Here is a 12,712-nt window from a genome sequence, read left to right on the forward strand (position 1 = left end):
CGTATGGCCCATGACTGCGATCAGACTGCTCCTCGTCGACGACGACCCCTTGGTACGGGCCGGCCTGTCCCTGATGATGGGTGGCGCCGACGACATCGAGATCGTCGGCGAGGCCGCCGACGGCTCCGAGGTCGAGGCACTCGTCGATCGCACCCGCCCGGACGTGGTCCTCATGGACATCCGGATGCCGTCGGTGGACGGCCTCACGGCCACCGAACGGCTGCGCGGCCGCAAGGACGCCCCGCAGGTCGTCGTCCTCACCACCTTCCACGCCGACGAACAGGTGCTGCGCGCCCTGCGCGCGGGTGCCGCCGGTTTCGTGCTCAAGGACACCCCGCCCGCCGAGATCGTCGACGCGGTGCGCCGGGTCGCGGTCGGTGATCCCGTGCTGTCGCCCACCGTCACACGGCAGTTGATGGAGCACGCCGTCGGCAGCGGCGCCGACACCCGGCGCACGCACGCGCGCGTGCGCATCGCCGTCCTCAACGACCGCGAACGCGAGGTCGCCGTGGCGGTCGGCCGCGGTCTGTCCAACGCCGAGATCGCCGCCGCCCTGTTCATGAGCGTCGCCACCGTCAAGACCCATGTGTCCCGCATCCTGGCCAAGCTCGACCTCAACAACCGTGTGCAGATCGCCTTGTTGGCGTACGACGCGGGACTGCTGGAGGAACCGGACGGCGACGGGCACTAGCCGCACCCGCCGTGCGTTGTCGGTGTACGGGGAGAAGATCCTGACGGGGGACGTGGCAGGGCGGGGTGAGCATGGCGGAAGCGATCGACCTGGGGGAGTTGGCCGACGGGTTCCGCACGGGAGGGGCATACCGTTGTACGCGCTACTGAGCGAGGGCGGCCCGGTGCGCCGTGGCCACGGACAGCGCGGCGCCCGTGACACGCCTGCTCATCTGAACGCCGACTCCACCCGGCCCGGGATCTCCGCGAGTGCCACCATTCTGCGGTCCCGTCTGGAGAGTTCGCACGCCTCGGCGATCCGCAGTGCCTGCAAGGCCTCCCGCCCGTCGCACGGGTTGGCCCGCCGCCCGAGCACGACCTCGACGAACGCGGACAGTTCGGCCTCGTAGGCGGGCCCGAAGCGCTCCAGGAAACCCGACCACGGCTTGTCGGCGGCCGGCGGTCCGGTCGGCTCCGTGGACGCGATCGGCGTACGGTCGTCCAGGCCGACGACGATCTGGTCGAGTTCCCCGGCCAGCTCCATGCGCACGTCGTAGCCGGCGCCGTTCAACCGCGTCGCCGTGGCCGTGGCGAGAGTGCCGTCGTCGAGCGTGAGCACCGCGGCACCCGTGTCCACGTCGCCCGCCTCCCGGAACATCGGCGGCCCCGCATCGGACCCGGCCGCGTACACGTCGACGATCTCGTGCCCCGTCACCCAGCGCAGGACGTCGAAGTCGTGGATCAGCGTGTCCCGGTACAGCCCGCCGGACAGCGGGAGCCACCCGGGCGGGGGAGGGGCCTGGTCGGACGAGAGCGCCCGTACGGTGTGCAGCCGCCCGAGCCGGCCCGAGAGCACCGCGTCGCGCGCACCCGTGTAGCCCGTGTCGAAGCGGCGCTGGAACCCCATCTGCAGGATCGTCCCTGCGGCCTCGACCTCGCCGATGGCGTGCAGTGTGCCGGGCAGGTCGAGGGCGATGGGCTTCTCGCAGAACACCGGGAGTCCGGAGCGTGCTGCCCGACCGATCAGTTCGGCGTGGGCCGATGTGGCCGTGGTGATCACCACGGCGTCCACGCCCCACTTGAAGATCTCGTCCACCCCCGGAGCCGCCGTCTCCCCGAGACGGTGGGCGAGCCCCTGGGCCCGCGCCGGATCCACGTCGGTGAGGATCAGGGATCCCACCTCGCGATTGCGGCTGAGCGTGTTCGCATGAATGGTGCCGATCCGCCCCGTACCGATGACCCCGATGCGCATGGAATCAAAGTGAGGGTTCAGTGCGCACGCTGTCAATGCATATGTCCGGACAATCGAACTACACGACTTCCCGTCAACAACTCGTGGAGCTACGCTCGGGCCCGTGCCGAAACCAGAAGTGGACCCGACCGTGCCGCTCGAGCTCAGTGTGGACCGGAGCTCTCCCGTGCCGCTGTACTTCCAGCTGTCCCAGCAGCTGGAGGCGGCGATCGAGCACGGAGCGCTCACACCCGGCAGCCTGCTGGGCAACGAGATCGAGCTGGCCGGGCGGCTCGGCCTGTCCCGCCCCACCGTCCGCCAGGCCATCCAGTCGCTCGTCGACAAGGGCCTCCTGGTGCGCCGCCGGGGCGTCGGCACGCAGGTCGTGCACAGCCAGGTCAAGCGTCCGCTCGAACTCAGCAGCCTCTACGACGACCTGGAGGCGGCCGGGCAGCGCCCCGCGACCAAGGTGCTCGTCAACACGGTCGTCCCGGCGTCCGCCGAGGTCGCGGCCGCTCTCAACCTCGCCGAGGGCATCGATGTGCACCGGGTGGAGCGGCTGCGGCTCGCGCACGGTGAGCCGATGGCCCACCTGTGCAACTTCATCCCGCCCGGCCTGCTCGACCTGGACACCGGGCAGCTGGAGGCCACCGGCCTGTACCGCATGATGCGCGCCGTCGGGATCACGCTGCACAGCGCCCGCCAGACCATCGGCGCCCGCTCGGCCTCCGCCGCCGAGGCCGAGCGGCTGGCCGAACCCGAGGGCGCCCCGCTGCTCACCATGCAGCGCGTCACCTTCGACGACACCGGCCGCGCGGTCGAGTACGGCACCCACACCTACCGGCCGTCGCGCTACTCCTTCGAGTTCCAGCTGCTCGTACGGTCATGAGAGTGCGGTCCTGAGGGCACCGTCACGAGGGCGCGGTCCTGAGAGCAGGCTTCACGGGGCTCGGCTGGTCGTAATGTCAGGACATTTACATCGGCGGGTACCGGACGCGCTCCAAGGGGCGCGGGGCCGCATCGACGAGCGGCTCAGCCGCGTGGGCGTGACCAGCCGGGACACCCCACACCCGGCACCCTTCGCGCACCCCCTTTGCTCCCCGGCTCGGCACACAGCGTGAGCGTGCGGCAGAATCGGGCCTTGATGAGCACCTACGGCAACTTCAGCGCCCCCATAGGCTCCAGGCGCGCCCCCGCGCTCCGTACCGTCGGCACCCGGGAGCGGCGCTCGCACCTGACCGCGCCGCGCGTGCCGACAGTCGGCATCGACATCGGCGGCACCAAGGTGATGGCGGGCGTCGTCGACGCCGACGGCAACATCCTGGAGAAGCTGCGCGCGGAGACCCCGGACAAGTCCAAGAGCCCCAAGGTCGTCGAGGACACCATCGTCGAACTGGTCCTGGACCTCTCCGACCGGCACGACGTGCACGCGGTCGGCATCGGCGCGGCCGGCTGGGTCGACGCCGACCGCAACCGCGTCCTGTTCGCGCCCCACCTGTCCTGGCGCAACGAGCCGCTCCGCGACCGCCTCGCCGGCCGGCTCGCCGTGCCCGTCCTGGTCGACAACGACGCCAACTCCGCCGCCTGGGCCGAGTGGCGCTTCGGCGCGGGCCGCGGCGAGGACCACCTGGTCATGATCACGCTGGGCACCGGCATCGGCGGCGCGATCCTGGAGGACGGCCAGGTCAAGCGGGGCAAGTACGGTGTCGCGGGCGAGTTCGGCCATATGCAGGTCGTGCCCGGCGGCCACCGCTGCCCGTGCGGCAACCGCGGCTGCTGGGAGCAGTACAGCTCCGGCAACGCGCTGGTCCGCGAGGCCAAGGAGCTGGCCGCCGCCGACTCCCCGGTGGCGTACGGGATCATCGAGCACGTCAAGGGGAACATCGCCGACATCACCGGCCCGATGATCACCGAGCTGGCCCGCGAGGGCGACGCGATGTGCATCGAGCTGCTGCAGGACATCGGCCAGTGGCTCGGCGTCGGCATCGCCAACCTCGCGGCCGCCCTGGACCCGTCCTGCTTCGTCATCGGCGGCGGTGTCTCGGCCGCCGACGACCTGCTCATCGGCCCGGCACGCGACGCCTTCAAGCGTCAGCTCACCGGCCGCGGCTACCGCCCCGAGGCCCGTATCGCCCGCGCCCAGCTCGGCCCCGAGGCCGGTATGGTCGGCGCCGCCGACCTCGCCCGCCTGGTCGCCCGCCGCTTCCGCCGCGCCAAGCGCCGCCGGGTAGAGCGCTACGAGCGCTACGAGCGGTACGCGGAAACCCGTCGTTCGACCCAGGACACTGCATGACTCCTCCCTCGCTGCCGCGCCAGGCCTCGTCCTCGGACGAGCCGTCCCGGCCGCCAGAGGACCGCCGTCACAAGATCCGCCGCAGGGCCCTCACCCTGATCATCATCGTGCTGCTCATCGGGGTCCCGGCCGGCTATCTGGTGATCTCCGCCAACCAGAGCCGCGACAGCGGCAAGGACAAGGAGGCCAAGTACGCGGCCACCGGCCTGACCAAGGGCTGGCCGTCGAAGGTGCAGCGCCGCCTCTACCAGGTGCCGATGCCGCACCCGTCGGGCAAGGTCGCCAGCTACGAGACGAACAACTGGAAGACCAGCCGCCTCTACGTCCAGTTCCAGACCCCCCTGCGCAACCTCGAGGTCTTCCTCCACGACATGGGCGTCAGCCGCGCCGACCTGAAGCGGGGGGACATCACCATCAGCGCGCGCGACCAGAAGATCACCGGCTGGGACTTCACCAGCCCGGGCCCCTGGTACGGCCTGGTCCACAAGCAGAAGTCACCCAAGCCCACCCAGTACGTCATGATGAGCCTGGGGAACAGGAACAACCCGTTCTTCTACGTCGTCTCCCGCACCGTTCCGTGAGGGGGCGCACCCCGGGACCGTCACCGGAGCCGATTGTCAGACCCCGCCCGTAGAGTCGAAGACGTCTGATCCGACACACGGGGCGGGAGGTGACAGGTCGTATGAGCGACACGGCTGCGGGGGCCGCGCGAGCGGGGGAGCGGGAGCCGGGCACGGCGGAGTCCGTCCCCGTCCGACTTGCGGCCGTCTTCCTGCCCGCTCCGCTGCCGCGGGAGGGCCGGATCGCCTTCTGGGACCCGGAGGACGGCCCCCTGCCCGCCGGAGACACCGAGCTCACCGTCGTACGACGGCATGGCGCCGGAGCGCGGCGGCGAACCGCACCCGCACTGTCCCTCCCGGTCGGCGAGGCCCTGCCCGTCCTCGTCCGCGCCCGGCGCGACCCGGCGGCCCACCCCGCCACCGCCTGCTGGGGCGCTGCCGCCCTGCACGCGCTGCGCCTCACCGCGAGGGGGCGCCTGCTGCCCGGTCTGACGGCCACCGGCCACGACGCCTGGCGGGCCGGCCCCCTGGACCCGGAAGACATCGCGCACATCCGGGCCGTAGCCGCCGCCCTGCCGTACGAGGGCCATGCGGTCCCGCTGCCCGGACCGGGCCCGCTGCGGCTGCCCGAGCCGGAAGCACTGATGCGCTCCTTCCTCGACGCGGTCGCGGACACCCTCCCCCGCACCCCTGCCGCACCGCACGCCTCCGGCAGGCCCTTCGCCGACCGCCGCCCGCAGCGCCTGCCCGACGCGCACGACTGGGCAGCCGAGGTCGCCGCGGGCATGGACGCGGGCGTGCGCATCTCACTCCGCCTGGACCTGTCGGCGTACGAGCTGTTCGACGGGGAGGAGGGAGTGCGTACCGTGGGCGCCGCGATCGTCCAGGTGCACAGCCTCGCCGACCCCACGCTCATCGCCGACGCGGCGGCCCTGTGGGCGGGCGAGGCCGACGCCGCGTTCGGCCCACGCGCACGCGTGGACGCGGCTCTCGCCGTACGGCGCGCGGCCCGGATCTGGCCGCCGCTCGACCGGCTCTCCGAGCAGGACGTGCCTGACGTCCTGGCTCTGTACGACGACGAGCTGGGCGACCTGCTCGGCGTGGCGGCGACACGGCTCGCGGCCGCCGGGGTCGCCGTGCACTGGCCCCGTGACCTGGCCCAGGACCTGAGCGCGGCCGCGGTGGTACGCCCCGCGCCGGGCTCCGCGACCGACGGCACCGGCTTCTTCGAGAGCGAGGAACTCCTCCAGTTCCGTTGGCAGTTGGCGCTCGGCGGCGACCCTCTCAGCGACGCCGAGATGGACGCGCTGGCCGAGGCCCATCGTCCGGTGGTGCGCCTGAGGGACCGCTGGATCCTGGTCGACCCCGCCCTCGTCCGCAAGGCCCGCAAGCGCGAACTGGGCCTGCTCGACCCGGTCGACGCGCTTTCGGTGGCGCTCAGCGGCAGCGCGGAGGTCGACGGCGAAACGGTCGAGGCGGTGCCGGTCGGTGCCCTGGCCGCCCTGCGCGACCGCCTCACGACGGGAGTTCGCCCCGCCGAGCCTCCGGCCGGCCTTCGCGCCACCCTCCGCGACTACCAACTCCGGGGCCTCGCCTGGCTGGACCTCATGACCTCCCTCGGCCTGGGCGGTTGCCTCGCGGACGACATGGGCCTCGGCAAGACGATCACCGTCATCGCGCTGCACCTGAAAAGGGCCCGCAGCGAGCCGACCCTGGTCGTCTGCCCGGCCTCCCTGCTCGGCAACTGGCAGCGGGAGATCACCCGGTTCGCACCCGGCGTCCCCGTCCGTCGCTTCCACGGCCCGGACCGCACCCTGGAGGACGTGACCGACGGCTTCGTCCTCACCACCTACGGCACGATGCGGACCACCGCACCGCGACTGGCCGAGCAGCCGTGGGGCATGGTCGTCGCGGACGAGGCACAACACGTGAAGAACCCGTACTCGGCGACGGCGAAGGCCCTGCGCACCATCCCGTCACCCGCGCGCGTGGCCCTCACCGGCACCCCCGTGGAGAACAACCTCTCCGAACTCTGGGCCCTGCTCGACTGGACGACACCGGGACTCCTCGGCCCACTGAAGTCATTCCGCGCCCGCCACGCGCGTGCCGTGGAGAACGGCGAGGACCAGGAGGCGGTGACCCGCCTGGCCCGCCTGGTCCGTCCCTTCCTCCTGCGCCGAAAGAAGTCCGACCCCGGCATCGTCCCCGAGCTGCCGCCCAAGACGGAGACGGACCACCCGGTACCGCTCACCCGCGAACAGGCCGCGCTGTACGAGGCGGTGGTGCGGGAGTCCCTGCTGGCCATCGAGACCTCGGAGGGCATCGCGCGCCGAGGCATGGTGCTCAAGCTCCTCGGCGCGCTGAAGCAGATCTGCGACCACCCCGCGCTGTACCTCAAGGAAGAGGCGTCCTCGGGTGAACGGCTCCTCACCCGCTCCGGCAAACTCGCCCTTCTCGACGAGCTGCTGGACACGCTGCTGGCGGAGGACGGCTCGGCACTCGTGTTCACGCAGTACGTCGGGATGGCCCGTCTGATCACCGCGCACCTGGCCTCCCGGGCGGTCCCGGTGGAGCTGCTGCACGGCGGCACGCCGGTCCTGGAGCGCGAACGCATGGTGGACCGCTTCCAGAGCGGCTCGACCCCGGTCCTGGTGCTGTCCCTGAAGGCTGCCGGCACCGGTCTGAACCTCACCCGCGCGGGCCACGTCATCCACTTCGACCGCTGGTGGAACCCGGCCGTCGAGGAACAGGCCACCGACCGCGCCTACCGCATCGGCCAGACCCAGCCCGTGCAGGTCCACCGCCTGATCACCGAGGGGACGGTCGAGGACCGCATCGCCGAAATGCTGGAGGCCAAGCGCGCCCTGGCCGACGCGATCCTCGGCTCCGGCGAGTCGGCCCTCACGGAACTGACCGACCGCGAGCTCTCCGACCTCGTTTCCCTCCGGAGGCCGACATGACCCCGGGCCCGGCCGACGAAGCCCGCCGAGCCCTGAGGGAGGCACGGGAGCGGGCGGAACGGGGCGGGGTCGAGAGGCGTGGGGAGCAAGGCCCGGAGCGGGAGTCGGGGCGAAAGGCGGACGCCGGTCAGGAGTTGGTGGCGGGGAGCGGTGCGGGGGAAGAGCTGACGGTCGGGAAGGGAGCAGAAGGGGAGCCGGCGGCCGGGGGTGGTGCAGAGGGGGAGCCGGCGGCCGGGGGTGGTGCAGAGGGGGAGCTGACGGCCGCGAGGAGTGCACGGCAGGAATCGGTGACGGGGAGGAGCCAACGGCAGGGTTCCGCGGAGGAGCGGAGCGCGGGACGTGGGGCGGTGCCGGTGCGACACGGGGAGCGGTGGCCGCTGACGGAGAGGACTCCCGAGTTGGAGCACGCCTCCGAGACGCGCGGGACGCGTGAGGGCGGCGGAGCGCGCCCCGCTGATGCCGCGCGGGCGGCGCTGCGCCGGGCGATCGCCGAAAGGCGGGCGATGGGTGCCGCGGACTCCGATGCGGCGGTGGGGAGTTCGGGCGGAGACGAGTCGGGCGGTGCGGCTTCCGGCGGGCAAGCGGGCACGGATGGGCCAGCTCCGGCGGCAGGTTCCGGTCGACGTGGCCCGGGTGGTGCCATGGGGGAGGCCGTGAGGGCCGTGTCCCCTGATTCGACGTCTGGGAGTTCGGCACCGGGAGTTTCGGACGGGGACGCATCGGGAGGTGTGGCATCAGGCGGGGGAGCGGACGCAGCGGGTCCTGCTCGGGCATCCGTCTCCACTCGGCGTGACGTAGGCAGCGATGCTGCGGCCGGGACCGCGGACACCATGACCCCGGACCCTGTTCCGAACGGCGCCGCGGGCGACTCCGCTGAAGACGCATCGCAGGGGGACATGCCGGGCGTCGTCGCCGACGTGGCAGCGGACGTGGATCGCCCGGGCGAGCGGCCAGGGTCTTCCCTGATCGACGCGTCCAGTGCGGCAGCGCGTTCCGCCTTGCCGGAATCGCCTGGTGAGGCATCGACATCTGCCTGGCCGAACTTGCCCGGCACTGAGCCGAGTTCTCCCGTGCGATACCGCTCCGGTGAGGCTCCGAGGTCTGACCTGCTCGACGCGTCGGGTGAGGCGCCGAGTTCTGTTCCGCTGAACCGGCCTGGTCATGCGGAGACGCCTGCTCTGCCGGGGTTGCCGAATGAGGCGCAGGCGTCTGCTCCTGCGGATCTGCTGGCTGAGGCTTCTTCGTCTGCTTCGCCGGACCGGCCCGGCGAGGAGCCTCCGGCCGTTCTGCCGAATCCGCTCGCGGACGCGTCTGTTTCTGATGTTTCTGACCCGTCGAACTCGCCCACCGAAGCACCGACTTCCGCCCCGCCCGCCGCGCTGCCGGAAGTGACGGACGTGAGGCCGGAGGCCGAGGTGGGGCCTCGGGGTGGGGAAGCCGATGCTGAGGGTGGGCGGCCCGGTGATGTGGCGCGTGAGGCGTTGCGTGCCGCTCGGGCGCGGTCGCGTCAGGCTCAGGACGCCGAGCGTGCCGCGGCCGAGGCAGGGCGGCGGCAGCGGCGTCCGGCGGGAAACAGGGCCCAGGGCGATGCGTCCCGCCGCGCTGCCGGCGTACAGGCGCGTGAGCTGCGGGAGTTGCTCGCCGACGCCTTCCGTATGCCTTCCTCGGCGGCCGAGCCGGACATGGCGTACGACGACAACGAAAGTGCGGGGAGGGGGAGTTCGGATTCCGAGGTGTCGTCCACGTCCAGGGACCGTACTGGGACAGCCGGTCTCACCGGACCCTCTGCCGAAGCCCATCGGCCCGGCGCAGCACGCACAGCACAGGCAACGGCAACGGCACAGACAGTGGCGCAGACACCTGAAGAGTCCGGCCCTGCCGCCCTGCGGGCTTCCTCCATGGCCGCCCCTTCCCGCGACGGCGAGTTGCGCCGCACCTTCCCCGCCTTCCCGTCCCGTGCTTCGCCCGCCCCGGCCGACGCCCGCTTCGCGGAGACGTGGTGGGGCAATGCGTGGGTCACGGCGTTGGAGGAAGGCGCGCTGGACGCGAAGCGGCTTGCGCGTGGCCGGAGTTACGCCGAGCAGGGGCATGTGGACGCCATCACGGTGACGCCCGGACTCGTGCTCGCGTATGTGCAGGGCAGCCGCCCGCGCCCGTACCGCGTACAGGTGCGGCTGCGCACCCTGGACGACGCGGACTGGGCACGGTTCCTGGACGCCGCCGCCGAGCGCCCGGGGCACATCGCCGCGCTGCTCGACAAGGAGCTGCCGCAGTCCCTGGCCGACTGCGGAGTGCCGTTGCTGCCGGGCCCGCGTGACCTCGACCCGCACTGCAGCTGTCCTGACCGCGGCCACCCCTGCAAACACGCCGCCGCCCTCTGCTACCAGACGGCACGCCTGCTCGACGCCGACCCCTTCGTACTGCTCCTGTTGCGCGGCCGCGGCGAACGAGACCTGCTCGACGTTCTCTCCCGGTTGAGCGCCGCCCGCGCGGCCCGTGCCGCCCAGGAGCAGGAACCCGCCCCGCTCCCTGGCGTGCGCGCCACGGAAGCCCTCGCGCCCCGCCAACTCCCGCTGCTCCCCATGCCGTTGCCCGTCCCGGCGCACCCCGAGCAGCCCCCGGTCTACCCGGCGGCGCCGGGCGGCCCCGACCCCTTCGCGCTGGACCAGTTGGCGACCGACGCCGCAGCTCGCGCCCATGCCCTGCTCAGCACCGGCCGCGACCCGGTGGCGGAACTGACGCTGTGGCAGGACGCGGTCCGGCTCGCCGCCGCCCGCCCCGGCTCGGGACTCACCGCCGGCACCCGCGCCGTCTACGCCTCGCTCGCGTCCGCCGCCGGCCGCACTCCCGCCGAGCTGGCCCGCGCGGTCGCCGCCTGGCGGCAGGGCGGCGCGGAAGGACTCGCCGTCCTGGAAGACCCCTGGGACCCGCCGGCCGGACGTTTCGACCGCGCCCGCCCCCTCCTCCTCGCCGCCGACCTCCCGGCCTTCCGCCCCTGGCGCAACCACCTCAGCCACCCCCGCGGCCACGTCCAACTCCGCCTGGGCCGCGATGGCCTGTGGTACGCCTACGAGTCGGAACCGGGCCACGACGACTGGTGGCCACGCGGCACTCCCGGCCTCGACCCGGTCGGAGCCCTCACCGGCCTCGGCGCCTCGCCCGACGCCTGACAGGGGCTCACGTTCCGCGGCAGGGCTGATTCCCACTGTGGCGTAGGCGTCACGATGAGCCACTACAATGCCGCGAGGTCACGGCACGACACAGCAACAAGCCGAAAACGAACGGTGGGAGAGGCATGGCTACGGGGGGATGGGGGCCGGGTTCCGGCCCCGGGCAGCCTGGCGGCAACGGACCGGGAGGTCAGGGCTGGGGAGGTCCCTACGGACCACCGCAGGGCGGCCCCTACGGCCCTCCGCCACCGCAGCCGGGACCGTACCCGAACCAGCCGCCGTACCCCTACGGCCCGCAACCCACGCCGCGCGCTCCCGCCCGGCGCAGCGGCGGCTGCCTGCGCTACGTCTCGCCGTTCTGGCTCGTCGCCGCCATCCTGCGCTCCGCGCACCGCGTCGCCACCAAGCTGTTCGTGCAGGAGGGCGACGGCCGGATAGAGGACCGCGCAGTGGACCGCGTTCAGCTGGCCCGCACGGTCCTCGGTGCCGCCGCCACGGTGGCCCTGGTCTTCGTCTACAACGTGAAGCCGGACCGCTGGTCGGACGCGGCGTACGGCAGCGCCGCCCAGATGCTCGTCGCGCCGTTCGTGCTACTGGTCGCCGGTCCCCTGATCATCGTCGGATTCATCTACTACGCGCCCTCGCACCTGCGGCCGCACATGCGCTCCCGACTGCGCGCTCCGCTCAAGGCGGTCGGCTGGTACGTGCTTTCGATCGTCGCCATGGGCGTGATCCTGTTCCCGGCGTCCCGGATCGGGACCGACGAGCGACCCACCGTGTTGGAGTACGCGCTCCTCATCGCGGCGACGGCTGTGATCGTGTGGGGCATCCCCTTCTTCATCCTGGCGTCGCTGTACTCGGCCCGCAGCGCCTTCAACACTGCCCAGGTCCATCCGATGCTGCCGCCCGTGATCACCATGGCGCTGGTGTGGGTGTTCGCGGTGTTCAACGTGCTCGGCGACGGTCTGCCCGAGGGCCCGCCGGTCGTCCAGTACTGCTCCATGCTCGGCGGACCGCTGTCGGTGACTGCCGTATCGCTGTGGGAGATGCGGCGGATGCGAACCCGGTTCGGGGTCACCCTCCGCGCCTGACCCGAACCGGACGCCACCGAGCCCCGGCAGGGCCCGCCCGGACCACCGCTAGCAGCCCCCGTCCGGTTCTTCGGACGGCGCCTTTTCGGACGGCGGCCGGATCAGCGTCCCGATGCCGGCGCAGAGCAGGTCCAGGCTGCGGGTGAACTTCTCGTCCGGCCCGTGTGCGGCCGAGGCGCTCACCGTCCGCGGGAAGCTCCGGTGGAGGGCGGCGACGTCCTCGGCGGTGACCGGCATCGCGGGTGGATCGCTCTGCTCCTGGAGCACGTAGCCGGTGACGTGGCTGAGCACGGTGTCGGCGGCGGTGCCGCAGTCCTCCGGGGGCACACCGGCCTCGGCAAGGGTGGCGAGCAGGCGTTCCATCAGCGAGAGCGCGCCGGGGCTGAGGGTCTTCGGGCTGCCGGCGAGCATGATCGCCCCGCCGGGGTGCTGCCGGATGCTCTGCCGCAGGGCGACGGCCTGCGCCGTGACCCGCGCCGGCCAGCCTGCCTGCGCGGGCAGTCCGGCCAGGGCGGCGGTGCCGGCCTCGTACGCCTGCCGGACCACTCGGTCGGCCATCAGCTGGAGCAGCGCGGCCTTGCTGGGCACGTGGTAGTAGAGGCTGCCGGCGTGCACGTCGAGCCGGTCCGCGACCTGACGCACGGAGAAGCCGTGGTAACCGGTCTGGGCGAACACTGCCATCCCCGCGTCGATGATCCGGTCTGCCGTCAGCTTCACGGCCGCAGTCTAGCGAGCCGC

Annotated in this window: 9 protein-coding genes; 7 read left to right on the plus strand and 2 right to left on the minus strand. The window is 72.5% G+C overall.

Annotated features, from left to right (window positions below; translation table 11 throughout):
* The first annotated feature begins 10 nt into the window (after positions 1-10).
* A complete protein-coding gene (locus OOK07_RS35295; protein WP_266800534.1) occupies positions 11-691 on the plus strand; it encodes a response regulator transcription factor in 681 nt (226 codons plus the stop codon).
* 207 nt (positions 692-898) lie between these two features.
* On the opposite strand, the gene OOK07_RS35300 is transcribed toward OOK07_RS35295, so the two are convergent.
* A complete protein-coding gene (locus tag OOK07_RS35300) occupies positions 899-1,921 on the minus strand; it encodes a Gfo/Idh/MocA family protein (RefSeq protein WP_266685874.1) in 1,023 nt (340 codons plus the stop codon).
* A gap of 130 nt (positions 1,922-2,051) precedes the next feature.
* Here OOK07_RS35300 and OOK07_RS35305 point away from each other — a divergent pair, with 130 nt between their 5' ends.
* The 6 genes from OOK07_RS35305 to OOK07_RS35330 all read left to right on the plus strand — a co-directional run bounded on the left by OOK07_RS35305 (position 2,052) and on the right by OOK07_RS35330 (position 11,974).
* Positions 2,052-2,789 carry a GntR family transcriptional regulator gene (locus OOK07_RS35305; protein ID WP_266802133.1) on the plus strand — a complete coding sequence of 246 codons (738 nt, stop codon included), beginning with the start codon at positions 2,052-2,054 and terminating at the stop codon, positions 2,787-2,789.
* Between the two features lie 255 nt (positions 2,790-3,044).
* Positions 3,045-4,193 carry an ROK family glucokinase gene (locus OOK07_RS35310; protein WP_266802135.1) on the plus strand — a complete coding sequence of 383 codons (1,149 nt, stop codon included), beginning with the start codon at positions 3,045-3,047 and terminating at the stop codon, positions 4,191-4,193.
* The gene (locus tag OOK07_RS35315) at positions 4,190-4,774 is read left to right on the plus strand and encodes a sugar kinase (protein WP_266800536.1); all 585 of its coding nucleotides are present in this window, start codon (positions 4,190-4,192) and stop codon (positions 4,772-4,774) included. Before OOK07_RS35310 ends, OOK07_RS35315 begins: the two co-directional genes overlap by 4 nt.
* A 101-nt stretch (positions 4,775-4,875) precedes the next feature.
* Complete coding sequence (locus OOK07_RS35320; protein WP_266800537.1) at positions 4,876-7,713, plus strand: SCO1167/SCO6262 family helicase; 2,838 nt, start codon at positions 4,876-4,878, stop codon at positions 7,711-7,713.
* 1,070 nt (positions 7,714-8,783) lie between these two features.
* Positions 8,784-10,883 (plus strand): SWIM zinc finger family protein, encoded by a 2,100-nt coding sequence (locus OOK07_RS35325; protein ID WP_406312874.1) that lies wholly within the window; start codon positions 8,784-8,786, stop codon positions 10,881-10,883.
* Positions 10,884-11,008: 125 nt separating this feature from the next.
* Positions 11,009-11,974 (plus strand): hypothetical protein, encoded by a 966-nt coding sequence (locus OOK07_RS35330; RefSeq protein ID WP_266685878.1) that lies wholly within the window; start codon positions 11,009-11,011, stop codon positions 11,972-11,974.
* Positions 11,975-12,022: 48 nt separating this feature from the next.
* Here OOK07_RS35330 and OOK07_RS35335 read toward each other — a convergent pair whose 3' ends face one another.
* Complete coding sequence (locus tag OOK07_RS35335) at positions 12,023-12,691, minus strand: TetR/AcrR family transcriptional regulator (RefSeq protein ID WP_266685879.1); 669 nt, start codon at positions 12,689-12,691, stop codon at positions 12,023-12,025.
* Positions 12,692-12,712: the final 21 nt, after the last annotated feature.

Origin of the sequence: Streptomyces sp. NBC_00078 (genome assembly GCF_026343335.1) — a bacterium.
Taxonomy (GTDB): domain Bacteria; phylum Actinomycetota; class Actinomycetes; order Streptomycetales; family Streptomycetaceae; genus Streptomyces.

Bases quoted from the DNA above. Each gene is read 5' to 3' on its own strand.
- OOK07_RS35300 (WP_266685874.1), bottom strand. From the start codon at position 1,921: ATGCGCATCGGGGTCATCGGTACGGGGCGGATCGGCACCATTCATGCG.
- OOK07_RS35310 (WP_266802135.1), top strand. From the start codon at position 3,045: ATGAGCACCTACGGCAACTTCAGCGCCCCCATAGGCTCCAGGCGCGCC.
- OOK07_RS35320 (WP_266800537.1), top strand. From the start codon at position 4,876: ATGAGCGACACGGCTGCGGGGGCCGCGCGAGCGGGGGAGCGGGAGCCG.
- OOK07_RS35295 (WP_266800534.1), top strand. From the start codon at position 11: ATGACTGCGATCAGACTGCTCCTCGTCGACGACGACCCCTTGGTACGG.
- OOK07_RS35330 (WP_266685878.1), top strand. From the start codon at position 11,009: ATGGCTACGGGGGGATGGGGGCCGGGTTCCGGCCCCGGGCAGCCTGGC.
- OOK07_RS35315 (WP_266800536.1), top strand. From the start codon at position 4,190: ATGACTCCTCCCTCGCTGCCGCGCCAGGCCTCGTCCTCGGACGAGCCG.